General features: G+C 58.8%; 19 protein-coding genes. 4 read left to right on the top strand and 15 right to left on the bottom strand.

Going from position 1 to position 15568, the window contains the following annotated elements; all coding sequences use genetic code 11:
* Window positions 1–6: 6 nt before the first annotated feature.
* From AC07YV_RS11850 to AC07YV_RS11895, 10 genes are all read right to left on the bottom strand, one after another.
* Complete coding sequence (locus AC07YV_RS11850) at window positions 7–651, bottom strand: tetratricopeptide repeat protein (RefSeq protein WP_102699536.1); 645 nt, start codon at window positions 649–651, stop codon at window positions 7–9.
* A complete protein-coding gene (locus tag AC07YV_RS11855) occupies window positions 648–1457 on the bottom strand; it encodes an SDR family oxidoreductase (RefSeq protein ID WP_102699535.1) in 810 nt (269 codons plus the stop codon). The genes AC07YV_RS11850 and AC07YV_RS11855 overlap by 4 nt, the downstream gene beginning before the upstream one ends.
* The gene (locus AC07YV_RS11860) at window positions 1444–2118 is read right to left on the bottom strand and encodes an iron-containing redox enzyme family protein (RefSeq protein ID WP_102699534.1); all 675 of its coding nucleotides are present in this window, start codon (window positions 2116–2118) and stop codon (window positions 1444–1446) included. The genes AC07YV_RS11855 and AC07YV_RS11860 overlap by 14 nt, the downstream gene beginning before the upstream one ends.
* Window positions 2115–3596 carry an AMP-binding protein gene (locus tag AC07YV_RS11865; RefSeq protein WP_102699533.1) on the bottom strand — a complete coding sequence of 494 codons (1482 nt, stop codon included), beginning with the start codon at window positions 3594–3596 and terminating at the stop codon, window positions 2115–2117. Before AC07YV_RS11865 ends, AC07YV_RS11860 begins: the two co-directional genes overlap by 4 nt.
* Window positions 3586–4263, bottom strand: a complete 678-nt coding sequence (locus tag AC07YV_RS11870) for a thermostable hemolysin (RefSeq protein WP_102699532.1) — start codon at window positions 4261–4263, stop codon at window positions 3586–3588. Before AC07YV_RS11870 ends, AC07YV_RS11865 begins: the two co-directional genes overlap by 11 nt.
* A 49-nt stretch (window positions 4264–4312) precedes the next feature.
* Entirely contained in the window at window positions 4313–6013 is a 1701-nt protein-coding gene (locus AC07YV_RS11875) for a multiheme c-type cytochrome (protein WP_102699531.1), read from the bottom strand.
* Between the two features lie 349 nt (window positions 6014–6362).
* Window positions 6363–6821, bottom strand: coding sequence for a MarR family winged helix-turn-helix transcriptional regulator (locus tag AC07YV_RS11880; RefSeq protein WP_102674766.1), 459 nt, complete (start codon window positions 6819–6821; stop codon window positions 6363–6365).
* 126 nt (window positions 6822–6947) lie between these two features.
* Window positions 6948–7400 carry an Ohr family peroxiredoxin gene (locus AC07YV_RS11885; protein ID WP_102699530.1) on the bottom strand — a complete coding sequence of 151 codons (453 nt, stop codon included), beginning with the start codon at window positions 7398–7400 and terminating at the stop codon, window positions 6948–6950.
* 78 nt (window positions 7401–7478) lie between these two features.
* Complete coding sequence (locus AC07YV_RS11890) at window positions 7479–7919, bottom strand: Ohr family peroxiredoxin (protein ID WP_102699529.1); 441 nt, start codon at window positions 7917–7919, stop codon at window positions 7479–7481.
* Window positions 7920–8673: 754 nt separating this feature from the next.
* Window positions 8674–9321, bottom strand: a complete 648-nt coding sequence (locus tag AC07YV_RS11895; RefSeq protein WP_102674768.1) for a hypothetical protein — start codon at window positions 9319–9321, stop codon at window positions 8674–8676.
* Window positions 9322–9713: 392 nt separating this feature from the next.
* Between AC07YV_RS11895 and AC07YV_RS11900 the strand changes: the two genes are divergently transcribed.
* Window positions 9714–9857, top strand: a complete 144-nt coding sequence (locus AC07YV_RS11900; protein WP_158248436.1) for a hypothetical protein — start codon at window positions 9714–9716, stop codon at window positions 9855–9857.
* Window positions 9858–9953: 96 nt separating this feature from the next.
* Here the strand turns inward: AC07YV_RS11900 and AC07YV_RS11905 are convergent, their stop codons facing one another.
* A complete protein-coding gene (locus tag AC07YV_RS11905; RefSeq protein WP_494990291.1) occupies window positions 9954–10649 on the bottom strand; it encodes a tRNA (adenine(22)-N(1))-methyltransferase in 696 nt (231 codons plus the stop codon).
* A gap of 111 nt (window positions 10650–10760) precedes the next feature.
* On the bottom strand, window positions 10761–11717 hold the full coding sequence (locus AC07YV_RS11910) for a threonine dehydratase (RefSeq protein ID WP_102699526.1): 957 nt from the start codon (window positions 11715–11717) through the stop codon (window positions 10761–10763).
* Between the two features lie 96 nt (window positions 11718–11813).
* Here AC07YV_RS11910 and AC07YV_RS11915 point away from each other — a divergent pair, with 96 nt between their 5' ends.
* Complete coding sequence (locus AC07YV_RS11915; protein ID WP_102699525.1) at window positions 11814–12620, top strand: helix-turn-helix transcriptional regulator; 807 nt, start codon at window positions 11814–11816, stop codon at window positions 12618–12620.
* Between the two features lie 16 nt (window positions 12621–12636).
* Here the strand turns inward: AC07YV_RS11915 and AC07YV_RS11920 are convergent, their stop codons facing one another.
* Complete coding sequence (locus tag AC07YV_RS11920; RefSeq protein ID WP_102699524.1) at window positions 12637–13185, bottom strand: cytochrome b; 549 nt, start codon at window positions 13183–13185, stop codon at window positions 12637–12639.
* Between the two features lie 291 nt (window positions 13186–13476).
* Here AC07YV_RS11920 and AC07YV_RS11925 point away from each other — a divergent pair, with 291 nt between their 5' ends.
* Both AC07YV_RS11925 and AC07YV_RS11930 read left to right on the top strand, forming a co-directional pair.
* Window positions 13477–13767: a hypothetical protein gene (locus AC07YV_RS11925; RefSeq protein WP_102699523.1), complete on the top strand. Its 291-nt coding sequence runs from the start codon at window positions 13477–13479 to the stop codon at window positions 13765–13767.
* Window positions 13768–13918: 151 nt separating this feature from the next.
* Window positions 13919–14479 carry a hypothetical protein gene (locus tag AC07YV_RS11930; protein ID WP_102699522.1) on the top strand — a complete coding sequence of 187 codons (561 nt, stop codon included), beginning with the start codon at window positions 13919–13921 and terminating at the stop codon, window positions 14477–14479.
* A 32-nt stretch (window positions 14480–14511) separates the two neighbouring features.
* Here AC07YV_RS11930 and AC07YV_RS11935 read toward each other — a convergent pair whose 3' ends face one another.
* Together AC07YV_RS11935 and AC07YV_RS11940 are read right to left on the bottom strand one after the other, a co-directional pair.
* Window positions 14512–14829 carry a cytochrome C oxidase subunit IV family protein gene (locus AC07YV_RS11935; RefSeq protein WP_095966028.1) on the bottom strand — a complete coding sequence of 106 codons (318 nt, stop codon included), beginning with the start codon at window positions 14827–14829 and terminating at the stop codon, window positions 14512–14514.
* A 13-nt stretch (window positions 14830–14842) separates the two neighbouring features.
* A complete protein-coding gene (locus AC07YV_RS11940; protein ID WP_102699521.1) occupies window positions 14843–15568 on the bottom strand; it encodes a heme-copper oxidase subunit III family protein in 726 nt (241 codons plus the stop codon).

Below are 15568 nucleotides of genomic sequence, written 5' to 3' on the forward strand. Positions count from 1 at the left end.
CTCCTGTCAGCCGAGTTTCTTGTTCACGTCCACCAACAGCGTTTCGATCTCCTTGCGGCGCCCGGCGTCAGCGCTCTCGCGGCCAGGACGGGGCGCAGCCTGCAAGGCTTTTTGCAGCGCGGCCCTGGCTTCGACATACCGCTTCTGACGGTAGAGGTGATCGCCCCAGAAGTACAGGCTGTCGATGCCGTTGGGGTTTATTTGCAATGCCAGCTTGAGCAACTGCTCGGCCTTGTCCGAATCGCCGAAACCGATGGGCCAGCCCGGTACGCGGTCATAGAGGGCCCCCAGACTGGTATAGGCTGAGCCTTGCAGGGCCTTGGGGTCCAGGGCCAGGGCTTTTTCCAGATCGGCTTTGGCATCCTTGACCTTGCTCAGCGCACCCAGTCCACCCTGGGCACCCGCCCAGCTACTGGTGACGATGCCAGACCAGATCCAGGCCTCCGCCACCGTTTGACGTTCCTGCTTGAAGCTCGAAGCCTGGGCGGCCAGCTTTTCAAAAGCCGCAGTGCGTTGTCCCTCGGGCAACTCGTACTGAATGTGCGCCCAGCTTTGCTGGATACCGTTGAGACGCTGCTGGTCGGCAGCATCCAGCGCCCAGACACCCTGGCTCAATGCGCCCAGCAGCAGGCAAGCGATGATCTTTTTCATGGTTCGAGATTCTCGTGGTTGGGTTTCTGGCTCAGGCGGCGGATCAGTGGCAATTGCTTGCGCAATCCACGGTCCACCAGATGGGGCAGGAGGCTGTTCAGGCGTACAAAAAAACGCTCGGGCCAGCCCAGGTACAAGTCGCGACGGTCACCGGCAATGGCGTGAGTCACCGCGGCCGCCACGGTTTGCGGATCGTCGACATTGGCTTTGAGCGCATCATTGAGCGCTTGGGCTGCCGGGCTGTTCATGCCGGTACGGGTCGCTCGCGGGGCGACGTAGAGCACACTGACCCGGGTGTCTGCCAGCTCTCGGCGCAGGGCTTCGGAGAACCCGCGCAGGGCAAACTTGGTGGCGCAGTAACTGGCGTAGCCGGGGTAGCCAATGGAGCCATAGGTCGAACCGACGTTCACCACCATGGCACTGTCGGCTTGCTTGAGCAGCGGCAACATCAGTTTTGTCAGGCACATTGGCGCACTGATGTTCACCGCGAGCATCGAATTGATCTCACTGTCGTCGAGCTGTTCGAGCATGGCGAAATGATTGACCCCGGCGGCATTGATCAGCAGGTTGATGCCGCCGATGCCCTGGGCCCGCGCCAGCACCTCGCGGCGGTCGGAGAGCAACGTCAGGTCTGCACGGATCCAACACAGATTATTGGGATAAAGCTCGAGCAACGGCACCAGGGGCTCCCGATGGCGAGCCACGGCCAGCACCCGAGCACCACTGGCGCACAGTGCAGTGGCGATGGCCAGGCCGATGCCGCCGCTGGCGCCGGTCAACACGACGCGGGCTTCAGACAGGCGCATGCAGCTTCTCCCCGTTACGCGGCAAGCCACGAAACATATCGGCGTAGAGCCGGTACACCACTTTGGAGGCATGAATGACGGCGGCCTGGTCGTGCGGGTCATCCAGAGTGTCCATCAGTCGACGGTAGGTCTGCATATGTTCGATATCCAGCGAACCGTGGGAACTGAGGTAGCTGAACGCGCTTTCGGGCAAGTCCAGACGCTGGCGAATACTGCCGGCGGCGTGGGTCGCCAAGGCAATGCTTGTGCCTTCGAGTACGTTGACCATGCCGAACAGTCCCACCGGATTGTCCCTGGCGATCAGGTCGTAAAGGAAGCTGACCATCAATTCGATCGGCAATGACGGGCGTCCATCGCGAACAGCGTCCCTGTCACCGCCGCAGGCTTGAATGTCATTGAGTATCCATTGTTCGTGGCCGTATTCGTCCTCGATGTATTCACAGACCGCTTCGCGCAGCCATTCCAGGCGCAATGGCAGGCGCGCACCGCAGGCCATCATCAATGGCACGGTATGGCGCACGTGGTAATAGGCCTGTGCCAGAAAGGCCCGGTAACTTTCCAGGCTGACATCGCCCTGCAGCGCGTCACGGATGATCGGCAGGTTGAACAGCTCATTGCGTTCTTGCTCAGTGGCTTGCTGCAACGTGTCAAAAAAACTCATGGTGCGGATTCCTCGGAAAATGCAGATTCGGTCAATTGCCGCCGGTAGCGCTCGATGATGGCGTCACGGCGGGGCCGGCCATTGGCGGTGAGCAAACCGTTGGTGGCAGTAAAGGGTTGCTCGAGCCGACTCCAGTGGCGGACCTGGGCGTACTTGGGCAAGGCCTCGTTGGCCTGGGCCACGGCGGCGGCCAGCTGGTCGTCGGTACAGTCCGGGTGATGCGGCCAGAGCAGCGCATGGTTGTGAGGCATCGCCTCGCCATAGACGAAGGCCTGAGCAATAGGCCCCCGCTGAGTCAACTCGGCTTCCACCCACTCGGGGTTCACGTTGCGCCCGAAACTGGTCACGAACTGATGCTTCTTGCGCCCCTTGAGGTAGAGAAAACCTTCGGCGTCGAACTCGCCGAGATCGCCGCTGGGCCACCACGGGTCGGTGTGCGGTGCCTCTCCCAGATAGCCCAGCAAGGTTGCCCCCTTGATCAGCACTTCTCCGTCATCCGCCAGGCGAATCTCCACATGGGGCAATGGCCGTCCGACACTGCCGGGGCGCCGAGCTTGCGGGCGATTGAGGCAGACCACCGATGCGCACTCGGACAACCCGTAACCTTCATAGACGGGTATGCGCACGCGTTCAGCGCGATGCAGTAGATCTTCACTGACCCGGGCACCGCCAACGGCGGCAAAACGCAGGTGCTGTGGATCGAAAACCTTCTGCTCGGCAGCACCGACCAGCATCAGTAACAACTGCGGCACCAAGACCAGGCTCTGAGGCGAGCGGCTGGCCAGGCATCCCAACAATTTCGGCACCTCCACACCGCTGGCGCCTGCAATCCCCAGGGTTTTCTGGCTGGGCAGGCTCAAGGTGGCTCCGGCATACAGTGCGGCGTAACAACCGATGTTCTCCAGCAAAATGGCCAGCGGCAGCAGCGCCAGGTGGTGTTGCGGGTCAGTGGGTTTGCTGGCCTGATCCAGCTCGCGAGCGACCCGCAGAATGCTGTCGGCACTCAGGCACACGCCCTTGGGTGTGCCTGTGGTGCCGGAGGTGAAGGTCAACTTGGCGGTGCCGTCGGGCATCCGGTTCGGGCCACTGAACGTGCGGTACCAGAACTCGCCGCACTTCTGATATCCAGCGCCTTGCAGTTCGTCCTGCAATGGCGGTTCGGCAATGACGTGTTCGGCCTGGCTTTGCTCCAGGCAATGCTTGCGTTGCGCCGGACTGAAAAAAGGCGGCAAGGCCACGCAGGTCAACCCCTCGAACAACGCGGCCAGGTCCCACAGCAGGGCTTCGATACCATTGTCCAGGGCCAGGGCGACCACCCTGACTCGTTCATCGCGCAGGCGCTGCTGACGATAAATGACCTCGGCATAGAGCGTGGCGTAGTCGAGCTGGCGAAGGTCATCCCACAAGGCAATGGTGTTGGTTTTTTGCTCAGCATGATGACGCAGGATCTGTTTGAAACGCTCCATTTCAGGCGACATGGCAGGCCCCTTCAATGGAAGTCGGCAAGCCCAGGCGACTGAACAGGCCGGTGTTGCGTAAATGAATGAAACCGGAACGAATATTGCCGAAATGAACCCACGGTTTGCTTTCGTAGTAACTGCCCCAGGCGTGGCGGTCTTCGCCAAGACGCGCCGGGTCGGCAGCACACAGGGTCACGGGCTTCAAGCCAAGGCGATGAAAGCTATTGACGAGCCCCAGGTTTCCGGTGAAGGCGACCCATTCCAGCCCCCCCATGGCGAGCAGGTAGGTCATCGCAATGATGCTCATCCGTGCGCTGCCGGTGTCGCTGGCAGCCAGGTTGCCGACCTCGACGATGGCTGAGCGGCTTACGGTCTGGTCGGCCGCGGCACTGATCAGCGCATCGATCGCCTCGTCCAGGTAACCTTCCAGAAACAGCGGTCCGCCGCTCGCCAGACGCACGCCAACCACCGCGCATAGCGTGCCGGACGCATCGCTCATGCCAAACAGCTCCGGCATGAAGTGGCGAACATCGGCACCGTGGGCCCTGCGAAACCGTTGCTGGATAAAGGCTTCGAAGCCCTCCCTTTGCGGGGCGTCCGGCAAGGCCCTGACAAGATGCATCTGCTGTGCTTCGGTCAGGCCAAAGCGCAGTGGCAACTGAACGTTCCAGTTGAAATCGGACATTGAAAAACATCTCCCCGGATCAATTGGGGAGCAGTATCAAAGACTATTCTTAACGAAGTCTGAAGGTGACAAAACGGTTCTTTTCAGTGGTCTTCGGATTGTCACCTTGCATGACCGGGGCCACCCCGACAACCGGCAGGCTGGTCGACAAGGGTACGCTCTGCGTGACGTTGGCCATCCGGGTGATTTCCACCTGCACCTTGTCCTTGCCGAGCAGGTAGTCGGCCAGCTTCTGCGAAAACGGCCAGTAGTTCAGGTCGGCCGTCAGGGTCAGCGGTCCGACGGCGTCGGCCGGCACCAGGAAGGAGAATTCCCCGATATCGTAGCCCTTGGGCAGAATGCGGTTGTCCGAGAGAATTTGCGTGGCATTCCAGACCTCGACGTCCAGCGGGTTGCCGTCCTTGTCGCCTATGTGCACTTTGAAATTTCGCGTGTTGACTTCGGTCTTGCCGTCCTTGATCGACCCCAGCCGGTAGATCTCGCGACCCGTGGCATCCCGCACGCGGAAATCGATCCACATCTCCCGTCCCTCCGGAAAGCCGGTCGGCAGCTTGTGCCCTGCGCCGACATTGGACACCTTGACGGCGACCGAGGTGTATTGCCCGGCAACGATCGCTGCCGGCAATTGCTCGAAGGTTATTTCCCCGGCGCGTGCGAGCATGTTGCGAGCCCGTTGCGCGCCCTCTTCCTGACCGAGATGGTTGAGCATCATCGCGTTGGCTCCGCTGAACCAATGCGAGGCGACCTCCTCGCGATCCGGCCCCATGATCGCAGCCTTACCCTTGAAACCCGGCATGTGGCAGCTCTGGCAGGTGATGTCGTTAAGGCTGTAGGTGCTCTCCTGCCATTCGTCATAGGTGCGCTCCACCGCCACGCTGCTGAACGGGTGCGTGACGTTGTGGCAGGTGCCGCAAAAGTCCGAGCGGGTGTGCAAGGCCGAGTACACCGTGTCGTGATAAGGCGAAACGGCGTCCTTGCGCGGGCCGAACTTGGTTGGTTTACCGTTTGCCCGCGGACTCAGAACATAGGCGCCGTTGTCCAGGCCCGTGCGGGCACTGATGTTGTGGCAGGTTTCGCAATCGACCCCAGGCATCGGAGTGTTCTTCGCGCTGTCTTCAACCGAGGAGCGGTTGACTTGCGAAGTGATCTGCCCGGTCGTGAGACCGATCGGCGTATGGCAGCCGGTGCAGAAGTTATCGACCTTGCCCTCGGTGGCCGCACTCGCACGCTTGAGCAAGGCCCGATAGATGGGTTCATCCCAGGCCTGGGACATCATCGACGAGCGCCACTGTTTGTAGATCTCCGTATGACAAGCGCCGCAGACCTGGGCATTGTCGAAGTCCTTCACATTCAAGACCAGGTTACCGGTGGTATTGGCCCGGTGCGGGAAGAACGGCATCCCGCCAGTCACATGCATGAGCCTGGAGCGTGCCGGCTCCAGCCACTTGTCATTGCTCTGATTGTCATTGCCCTGATTGTTACTGCTCTGGGGTTCGTCGGCCGCCACCAGCGTCACCGTCAGCAGGCAGGCCAGGAAGAACAAAAAACGCCGAGCCAGAGGTTTGAGCGCCAGGAACAACGGTATGAACAATGACGCCAGGGAAATGTTCAAGTCGACAATAGCCAGCTTGACGCCTGGCGGTACGTTGAACATTGCCATGTAAGACCCGGCGCTGATCGTCCAAAGAACAATCAAGGCCGATAGCCCATGCAGCGCTAACTGTGCACACGTTGGTCTGGTGTGGCTCATGGCATTTCCTCTGGACGGTTCGCAGAGGATGACTGCAGTACTTCTATTGAGTCGCCAGGGATATTTCGTGATGCAAACCGATGGTTACGTGCAATCACTCAATGGGGTACTTACAGCTCCACAGCTTGCCGACGCTGCACCTTTCGTGAACGGGACACGCTCACTCAGCAATTACCCTGCCATTGCTGTAACAAAATATGAGCGAGGACCGGAATGTCCCTGCAAACATTCGTCGAAAGTTGAAATGCCGTGCTGATGCTGGCGTGAATACTGCTGGGGAATAGCGCCCCGTTAGTGGGGACGCTTACACCGAAATCGGGGACCACTCACCGTCTTGAGTCGAGACCCCTTACTCCCTGTCTTTCGTCGTCCGGATGAGATTACCCCGTAACTTGACGATGGCCTTCTGCATTTGCACGAAGTCGTCGGGATCGAGGCCGGTTTGCGGGAAGCCGTCTTCGCGCAGGCCTTCACGCAATGTTCGCCCCTCTTTTGTGAGATTGATCCGCACCTGGCGTTCGTCTTCCGGGTCGCGCTGGCGCAGCAAATAACCCATCGCTTCGAGCTTCTTCAGGATTGGCGTGAGGGTGTTGGATTCCAGAAACAGCTTTTCGCCAAGGCTGCCGACGGTCTGGTTGTCTTCTTCCCACAGCGCGACCAGGGTGATGTATTGCGTGTAGGTCAGGCCGAGCCGTTCGAGCATCGGCTTGTAGGCCTTGCCGAAGGCCAGGTTGGTGGAATAGACGGCAAAACACAGGAAGTCGGAGAGTTTGAGATCGAGGGCGGATGTCTTGTCGGTGTTTTTCATGAACGTTCTCAGGGGCAATCTTGCAAGACTGAAACTATACGTCGTACACGATGGTATCGGAAGTGCGCATAAACACCGACGGCCGGCTCACCGGGAAAATCCCCGTTGAGCCGGCCGTGCAGCGGGTCAGGCCGTCAAGACATTGATGTCGACATCAATGTTGCCGCGTGTGGCCTTGGAGTACGGGCAGATTGCATCGGCGTTGTGGGCCAGTTCAGTCGCCACTCCCTGATCCAGCCCCGGCACGCGCAACGTCAGTCGGGCCTGGAGGAAGTAAGCCGCGCCGGTCTGGCCCAGATCGACTTCAATGTCGACGGCCGTGTCGGTCGGCAGTGTCACCTTCATTTGTTGGGCGGCCAGCCCCACCGCTGCGATGTAGCAGGCCGACCACGCGCCGGCGAACAGTTGCTCGGCTTTCGGGTGCGGCTGGACGGCAGTCAGCACGTGTGCCGGTGTGTCGCTGCCGGGGGACGACAGCACGATGTCGAGGTTACCGTTATGACCGCGCGACGTTTTGCCTGCGCTGTTCTGGGTGGTGTGGGTTTTGCCGCTGGCCAGTACTTTTTCGATCTTGCTCATGATGATTCCCTCAGGATTACAATCAGTTATATTCGTATGCGCTTGCATCGTATGCGACATTAGTGATGCGTCTGCGCGTCACGCCGTGATCACGTTCAGGGCAACATCGATATTGCCGCGTGTCGCTTTGGAGTAAGGGCAGATGGAGTCGGCGATGTGCGCAAGTTCAGTCGCGACATCCTGTGCCAGCCCTGGCACGTGCAGGGTCAGTCGGGCCTGAAGGAAGTAGGCCGGACCAGTCTGGCCCAGGTCCACTTCAATGTCGACGGCCATGTCCGCCGGCAAAACGATATTGCGTTCCTGGGCCACCAGCCCCACTGCTGCGGTGTAGCAGGCCGACCAGGCCCCGGCGAACAGTTGCTCGGCTTTCGGATGCGGCTGTGTGGCGGCAAAGACGTGGGCTGGCTGGGTGGAACCCGGTGACGACAGGACGATATCGAGGTTGCCGTTGTGACCGCCGACGCTGGTGCGGGTGGTGTGGGTTTTGCCGGTAGCCAGTACTTTTTCGATTTTGCTCATGGGGATTTCCTCGGGGCTTAAAGTTCGTGCGATTGAATCGCATGCGATGTTTGTGGCATTCAAAAAACAACGTTGATCAATGGGTGTGTGCAACGATCCAGTTGTTGCCGTTGTGGCCATGGGAAGCTTGAGCGGTAGGGATCAACAGGGTGCGGCGGCTTCCAGTGTTCATGGTTGATTCTCCAAACGGCAAGGGTTGTTTTTATTTGCTATCGCATTCGATTAGGTCGCATGCGATGGATGAATATTCAACCAAAGCCCCAATGATGTCAAAGTTTATTTTATGCCTTGGCGACAAGCGGCAGGTTCGCGGCCGACCGTGCTGCCCTCCCCCTCGCCGAACCAAGGGATGAGCGGACAACCGGGGGGACCACAGATAGCGAAATATCTGTAGGAGCTGCCGAAGGCTGCGATCTTTTGATTTTGATTTTGATTTTGCTTTTGCGATCTGGAGATTGCTGAAGATCAAGATCAAAAGATCGTCCGAACGCGGCCCGAGCCTTCGGCAGCTCCTACAGGGGAACACGTGCACCACCAAACAACGAAGCCGATGGCGGCGGGCACTGTAGGAGCGAGCCTGCTCGCGAAAAACCGGAGAGCACTGCGGGGTGTCAGGCTCTCCGCATCATCGTTGACCTCCGGTGTACCCCGCAATTGCGAGAACACCCCCAAAAAAAACCCCCTCACAGGGAGGGGGTCTGGTGTTGGCAAGGCTCAAACGGTTTCACCCGTCTTCACCTGGACTTTCGTCAGCTCATCGCGCAGGAATTCCAGCGAACAGCCAGGTAGTCTGTTCAGCCGGCGCTGCCGCGTTGCGATTGCGCGCCCACTGGGTCAGCGCCACCATCGTCGCAAAGCCGAGCACGATCAATACCGGATAGGCCATCAGCAACTCGGTCAGCGAGTATTTCCAGGCCAGCGGTCGGCCGACACCGAGCATCGCGGCATACAGCCAGGAAACGCCCGACAGTGCGCCAGAGAACAGGGCAAACATTCGCACATTGATAGGCAGGTCAAGCAAGGACCCGGCCTTCAGCATGGCGGGCAATACATAGCGGTGCAACAGCATGCCGTTGAACGTCAGCAACAAGACAATAATGACTTTGGCTTGAAGTTTCGGGTTGGCAAAATAGGTCATCCCTTTATCAAGATAATCAATGCCTATAATCGCCGCACCGGTGATCCACAAGAATAACAACGCATTGGAAACAGACTTCTGGAGACTGGCCATATGATCATTATCGTGCCCGGACGAAACACGGCCTTTCAATAAATCCTTGACCATGGCGACATCGCTGGCAAACACCAAACCAATGGCTACGCAGCATGCCAACAGGTGTACGTAAACAACTCCTAAACGCATAAACTCCATGGATTCTTTCTGGCCAAGCAGGCCGATCATTGTATTAATATCCACGCTTACATCTCCACTTATTGCGGCAGTGTGAGTTGACCATGCCCCAGGCACGCGAATTAATATTCCACGCCTGCACAATCAAAGTTCACATTGATTGAAGCAACTAAAATAGTTTGGGTATTACAAGAGAGAGCGACTCGCCCAGCGAGTCAGTGATGACGGCATACTATCACTCCAGGTCTCAGGTAAAAAAAATCCCCATGTGCATTCCATTCAATGCAGATGAGGTATACGTCCATTTTACTAGGGAGTGCAGTGCGGAGCTCAAAGGATCCGCCTGCTGGAAGTTCAGAACCCAGAATACCCCAATCGTTCATTTTTCGAACAAAAACCACGACAAACGGTACTGCCAATAATGCCTCGGGAGGCCGGTTTCATTGGCTGAAACCACCGTTGCCAAGCGGCTGAATCGTTTCATGTTTCGCGCCGAAAAAAAAAGCGGATTTCGCGCGGAACTCACACCATTTGACCCGGCAAACAGCGAGTTTTTTCCTCGCAAGCAGGCACGGGGATTGCCGTAAAAATTCGTTTTTACTGACCGCGAAGGCCTGCGCAAATGCTCGAAAAGAGACCCGCTGGACGTATGGCATGACCGCCTGGATGCTTGCTGAACAGAATCAGGCCAGCAACTGATTGATCCAACGGACCTGACGCGCGATGTCCTGCACCTTTTCCTCAGGCACGGCCCGCTGCGCCCCGGCAAATTGGCTCAGGGTCTTCTGTTTCTGGCGCAGCTTGCGCTGCCACTTGACCAGGAACGCCGGGCTGCGGGCCTGCATCTGCAACGGGCCGAAGTACAACTCTTGAGCGGTGTAGATCACCGGCCCGGCGCGCTCGGCGACGATGATTTCGTAGTCGAAACGATTTTCCCGCAGCACTTCCTCGCAGAGGATGCGATAGCCATTTTCCATCAGCCACAGGCGCAGTGGCTGCTCGCCGCCGTTGGGTTGCAGGATCAGGCGCTCCTGCCCGCTCAGGTACGCCTTGCCGCTGTCGAGGATGTCGCGGATCGTTTCGCCGCCCATGCCGCAGAGGCTGATCGCCGTGATCCCGTCCCCCGGCAGGATTGCCGCCAGGCCGTTGGCCAAGCGCACGCTGATCCGTTGCTCCAGATCGTTCTCGTGCACGGTGCGTTCGGCCGCGCGGAACGGCGTCAACGCTACTTCCCCGGCCACCGCCGCCGTGATGGCGCCACGACGCATCAACGCCACCGGCAGGTAGCCGTGATCCGAGCCGATATCGGCCAGGCGCGCACCGGCCGGCACATGCGCCGCCACGCGCTCCAGGCGCATGGACAATGTCTGTTCGTTCAACTGCGGCCCCTTCTCACCACGAACGTCCGGCGCCTTTGGCCGGATCGGGGCGCGATTGTGTCGGGCAATGCCGTGCATTTCAAATTTATGCGATCAAGTTACAGCTCCCCTTCACGCGATCACGCCCGCATACACCGATCTGTCGACGTTTCCACCGGACAGAATCACCGCCACCCTTTTTCCCGACATGGCTTCACGCTCGGCCATGAGCGCCGCCAGCGCCGCCGCACCGGCCCCTTCCGCCAGGTTGTGGGTATCGGTGTAATACACGCGCATGGCCTCGGCTATCTGTGCGTCACTGACCGCAACGATCCGCGCCGCACCTGCGGCATAGACGGCAAAGGCTTCAGGTATTGGCTTGCGTACGGCCAGACCGTCGGCGAAGGTGGTCGCCGAGGCCGTTTCGCACAGGGCGCCGGTGTCGAACGATAACTGTGCGGCCGCCGCCTCTGTGGAAACCACGCCCACCACCCGGGTGTCCAGGCCCAGTGCATCGCGAGCGGCGATCACGCCACAAATCCCCGATCCGCAGCCAATCGGTACATAGACGGTATCCAGATCCGGTGCGGCGTTGAACAACTCCAGCGCATAGGTGGCGACGCCCTTGACCAGCTCTGTATGAAACGGCGGCACCAGGAACAGGTCGTGCTCCTGCGCAAGGCGTGCCGCCTCTTCGCGGGCCTCATCGAAATCGCGGCCATACTCGACTACTTCAGCGCCAAAGCCGCGCATGGCGCTGTTCTTTTCCACCGAGTTGCCTTGCGGCACGACGATCAGCGCCCGCAAGCCCAGGGCGCCAGCCGCCAGTGCAAGGCTCTGGCCATGGTTGCCGCGGGTCGCGCTGACAATGCCCTTCACGCCCGGATGCTCGCGCTTGAGCCAGTGCATGAACGTGATGCCGCCGCGCACTTTGAAAGCACCGGTAGGCGTGTGGTTTTCGTGCTTGACCCACACCGTGCAACCCAACCGCCTGGCCAGCAAGGGCCAAGGGTACTGGGCGGTGGCGGGCATGACCTGGTACACGTTACGTGCGGCCTGTTCGATGTCGTCGCGAGTCAGTGTGTGCATGAGTTATCTCCTCGGGATTTTGCCCAGTCTGAACAGGGGCGCAGTACGCAGGCTTTCAAAAAACCGACCTGACTTTTGTGTGCCCTCTTCACTACTATGGTGCTCATGAGCCATCGAAACCGCCCGCATCCACCCCTGCTGTCCGAACCGGTCCGCCGCATCGAGGCCGGCCCCTGGGCGATCGAATTGCTCCCCGGCTGCGCCTACGCGACCCGATACGTAGCGACCCAGGCGGGAATCGGCTTTGCCTTCGACAGCCAGCGAGGCCTGCACGCGATCGGCAGCGACCGGGTACAACCCTTCGATGCCCTGCCCAACGGCCTGGCGTTCGTTCCGATGGGGTGTGACGTGTTATCCGAATCGCCCAAGGGCGGTGAATATCTGCGGGTGATACGCACTGACGGTATGGCGCTGGAGGGGGATCGCGCCTTCAACAATCGCATCGACCGGCAGGCCACGGTCCTCGCATGGCGGATGCGCGCCGCGCTGTTGCACGCTCGCGTGGAGGACGACTGGGAGGCCTGGGCACTGGCATTGTCCGAGCGCGCGACGGCCAGCGAAGCCGTGTCGACACCGCCCCATGGCTCGATAACCGGCAGCCGGATGCGCTTGCTCGATGAGTTCATTGACGCGGGCCTCGATGGCCCGTTGAGCGTACCGGCGATGGCGGGCCTGCTTGGCTTGTCCGAAGGCTATTTCATGCGGGCTTTCAAAAATGCCACCGGCAAAAGCCCCCATGCTTACCTAATCGACCGACGCCTGGCCAGGGCTCGAGCCCTGATGCGCGACTCGACCGCCACGCTGGCTGAAATCGCCTACGCCTGCGGTTTCAACTCCCAGGCGCACATGGCGACCACCTTCAGGCAACGCCTCGGCGTGAGTCCGGCGCAGCTGCGTCAATAATGAAACGACAGGAAAATCAACGGTTGCGTGCAGGCAGCATGCCCTTGAGCACATCATCCTTTTCAACGAAGTGATGCTTGAGCGCAACCAGCAGATGGCCACCTACCAGGGCGCCACACAACCACGCCATGTAGGTATGAACCGCCTTTGCCAGATCGTACAGGTTCTGATCGGGGTCAACGATTGGCGGGAGCATGAACAGCGCCGCCACCATGATGGGTTTGTCGGCGACCGAGCTCCAGTACCAGCCGGACAACGGCAGCCCGATCAGGGCCACGGCGTACAGCAGCACATGCCCGACCAGCGCACCACGCTTCATCCTCGGGCTCATCGACTCGGGTAGCGCCGGTGCCGGGTGACTCAATCGCCAGGCGATACGCACGACGATGAGAAACAGCAGCGTGCTGGCCATTGCCTTGTGCAAGTAGGTGAGTTCATGGTGGGCATTGAATTCGTCGCGCCAATGCGTCGCCACGATTCCGATGACCCAGGCTCCCAACCAGATCAGGGCCATGCCCCAATGCAGCCACTTGGCTACACCGGTATAACTTCCTTCCTTCGCCATCTCGCTGCCCTACCCGTCACCTTTGAAGGCGGATTATCGCGACAGGGCGTTATCGGAAAAACAGTGAAATGTTGCTTAAACATATCGAAAATCTCGATATAGCTCGTGTTTAGCCTTCGATCGTAAAGGCAGAAATCGGCCCCATGTGGCCGGTGGTCGTTGCATGTCGATTGTCGCCGGCGTTTGGCTAAGCTTAGTGAATCAGGGCGACCTGAGACTTGAAACCTGGGAGTTTGCGGACATCAACGGATCTGCATTGGCATCAAGACGGTACGCTCAAAGGAGACGACCATGTATGCGGTGATAAGAACCTACCTGGGTGCTGGAGCCAAGCAGCTATTCGAGGTGATGGAAGAGCGCAACGTCGACATCGAAGCGACCTTGCGCACAGTACCTGGCCTCGTCAGCTACACACTGCTCAATACGGGTGATGGTGGTACTTCGATCACTGTTTGCAAGGACAAGGCCGGCAGTGATGCGAGCCTGAAAGTTGCCCGTGAGTGGATTCAGAAAAACACCTCGCATATCCACGCGAACCCGCCGATCGTGACGGAAGGTCCGGTCATAGTGCAGATCAACTAGCGACCGGTCCGCAGGGTGGTGAGTGCTATACTTTTTTTCAGATTGCATGAAGTGTGCAACGTTCCCCACGGTTCAGACACCGACTGCAAATCCAGGTTGACCGCTGCCGGACAAAGGAGGTCTACAGCAAACTCGAGTCGGGAGGTGTGGCATGAATCGGCACTATTACATCAGTGACAATCTCAACGATCTTGAATCCGTTGAATATGAACTGGAAGCCAGCGGCATCAATTCCGAACAGATTCATGTGCTCAGTCAAAACGTTGCCGATGTCGAACAACATCACCTGCACGAAGTTAACTCGTTAATGGAACAGGATGCTGTTCACTCGGGTGAGATTGGCGCGGTGATCGGCTTGCCACTGGCGGCACTGGTACTCGTTGGCGCGTATTGGATGGGCTGGACCGAATCCGCCGCAGGCTGGATGCCCTTTATCTTCCTTTCCATTGTCATTTTGGGCTTCTGCATCTGGGAAGGCGGTTTTTTCGGGTTCCAGGTGCCGAACACTCACTTCCGCAATTTCAAGCAGCTGGTAACCGAGGGCAAACATATCTTCTTCGTCGATGTTGAGCCGAACCAGGAATCGGTACTGGATCAGGTCATCAAACAACATCCAAAGCTGACGATCGCCGGCACTGGAGCGGCCGCCCCCCATTGGACAGTGGCCTGGCAGCACAAATGGCATCAGTTCAAGCGAGTGATATCGGGTTAGCGCCTGGAGACTCAAGGCCATCCGCAAACGGCTTACTGGCCAAAGAAAATGACCCGGCTGAGGAAAATGTAGTCAGCCTCGGTGGCCATCAGTCCGACGAGCACCAGCAAACACAAGGGCGGCACCAATATGGCGTAGACCATGGCCAGCCGCTCCCAGGCCATATGCATGAAGATGGAGACAATTAAACCTGCCTTCAACAGCATGAAAATGATGATCAGGGACCACCGAAGGTAGCCATGGAAGTGGAAATAGTCGACAAGGTACGACAGCGTGCTGAGGACAAATAACAGCCCCCAGATTTTAAGGTACAAACTGATTGGATGTTGCTGACCCTGAGCATGTTCCATCACCCGTGCTCCTCTACCATAAATAGAAGAAAGCAAAAATAAACACCCACACCAAATCCACGAAGTGCCAGTAAAGCCCGGCTATCTCGACGTTCTGATAGTTTCCGGAGCGTTCATAATCTCCGCGCAAAACTTTCAGCGCCACAATGCTGAGGTAGATGGCGCCGATTGACACATGCAGTCCGTGAAAACCGGTAATCATGAAGAAGCTGGCACCAAATTGCGCCGCCCCCATGGGGTTCCCCCACGGACGCACCCCTTCTGCGATGAGCTTGCTCCATTCAAATGCCTGCATGCCGACGAACGTCACACCCAAGGCTGCGGTCGCCAGCATCAGGGCCGTCGTTTTCGCGCGATCACGGCGATAGGCGAAGTTAACGGCCATGGCCATGGTGCCGCTGCTACTGATCAGCACAAAGGTCATGATGGCGATCAGGATAAGCGGGATTTCCCTTCCTGCGATCGTCAAGGCAAACACTTCACTCGGGTTCGGCCAGGCCGTAGTGATGGTCATGCGTACTGACATGTAGCCGGTTAAAAAACAGGTGAATATAAACGTATCGCTGAGCAGGAATATCCACATCATCGCCTTGCCCCAAGGCACCTGCTTGAAGGCGTCTTTGTCCGAGGACCAGTCGCTGGCGATGCTTTGCCATCCTGGCGCCGGTGGCGAGCCGGGTGGATTGGATGAGCTGGGCTCGATTTGGGCTTGGGCTTGGGCTTGCGGGTGCGATGCCAT

It is taken from the genome of Pseudomonas sp. GW456-E7, from assembly GCF_059424105.1.

Bases quoted from the DNA above. Each gene is read 5' to 3' on its own strand.
- AC07YV_RS11890 (WP_102699529.1), bottom strand. From the start codon at position 7,919: ATGAGCAAAATCGAAAAAGTACTGGCTACCGGCAAAACCCACACCACC.
- AC07YV_RS11935 (WP_095966028.1), bottom strand. From the start codon at position 14,829: ATGGAACATGCTCAGGGTCAGCAACATCCAATCAGTTTGTACCTTAAA.
- AC07YV_RS11915 (WP_102699525.1), top strand. From the start codon at position 11,814: ATGGTGCTCATGAGCCATCGAAACCGCCCGCATCCACCCCTGCTGTCC.
- AC07YV_RS11895 (WP_102674768.1), bottom strand. From the start codon at position 9,321: ATGATCGGCCTGCTTGGCCAGAAAGAATCCATGGAGTTTATGCGTTTA.
- AC07YV_RS11870 (WP_102699532.1), bottom strand. From the start codon at position 4,263: ATGTCCGATTTCAACTGGAACGTTCAGTTGCCACTGCGCTTTGGCCTG.
- AC07YV_RS11865 (WP_102699533.1), bottom strand. From the start codon at position 3,596: ATGTCGCCTGAAATGGAGCGTTTCAAACAGATCCTGCGTCATCATGCT.
- AC07YV_RS11910 (WP_102699526.1), bottom strand. From the start codon at position 11,717: ATGCACACACTGACTCGCGACGACATCGAACAGGCCGCACGTAACGTG.
- AC07YV_RS11940 (WP_102699521.1), bottom strand. From the start codon at position 15,568: ATGGCATCGCACCCGCAAGCCCAAGCCCAAGCCCAAATCGAGCCCAGC.
- AC07YV_RS11920 (WP_102699524.1), bottom strand. From the start codon at position 13,185: ATGGCGAAGGAAGGAAGTTATACCGGTGTAGCCAAGTGGCTGCATTGG.
- AC07YV_RS11850 (WP_102699536.1), bottom strand. From the start codon at position 651: ATGAAAAAGATCATCGCTTGCCTGCTGCTGGGCGCATTGAGCCAGGGT.
- AC07YV_RS11930 (WP_102699522.1), top strand. From the start codon at position 13,919: ATGAATCGGCACTATTACATCAGTGACAATCTCAACGATCTTGAATCC.
- AC07YV_RS11880 (WP_102674766.1), bottom strand. From the start codon at position 6,821: ATGAAAAACACCGACAAGACATCCGCCCTCGATCTCAAACTCTCCGAC.
- AC07YV_RS11855 (WP_102699535.1), bottom strand. From the start codon at position 1,457: ATGCGCCTGTCTGAAGCCCGCGTCGTGTTGACCGGCGCCAGCGGCGGC.
- AC07YV_RS11860 (WP_102699534.1), bottom strand. From the start codon at position 2,118: ATGAGTTTTTTTGACACGTTGCAGCAAGCCACTGAGCAAGAACGCAAT.
- AC07YV_RS11885 (WP_102699530.1), bottom strand. From the start codon at position 7,400: ATGAGCAAGATCGAAAAAGTACTGGCCAGCGGCAAAACCCACACCACC.
- AC07YV_RS11925 (WP_102699523.1), top strand. From the start codon at position 13,477: ATGTATGCGGTGATAAGAACCTACCTGGGTGCTGGAGCCAAGCAGCTA.
- AC07YV_RS11875 (WP_102699531.1), bottom strand. From the start codon at position 6,013: ATGAGCCACACCAGACCAACGTGTGCACAGTTAGCGCTGCATGGGCTA.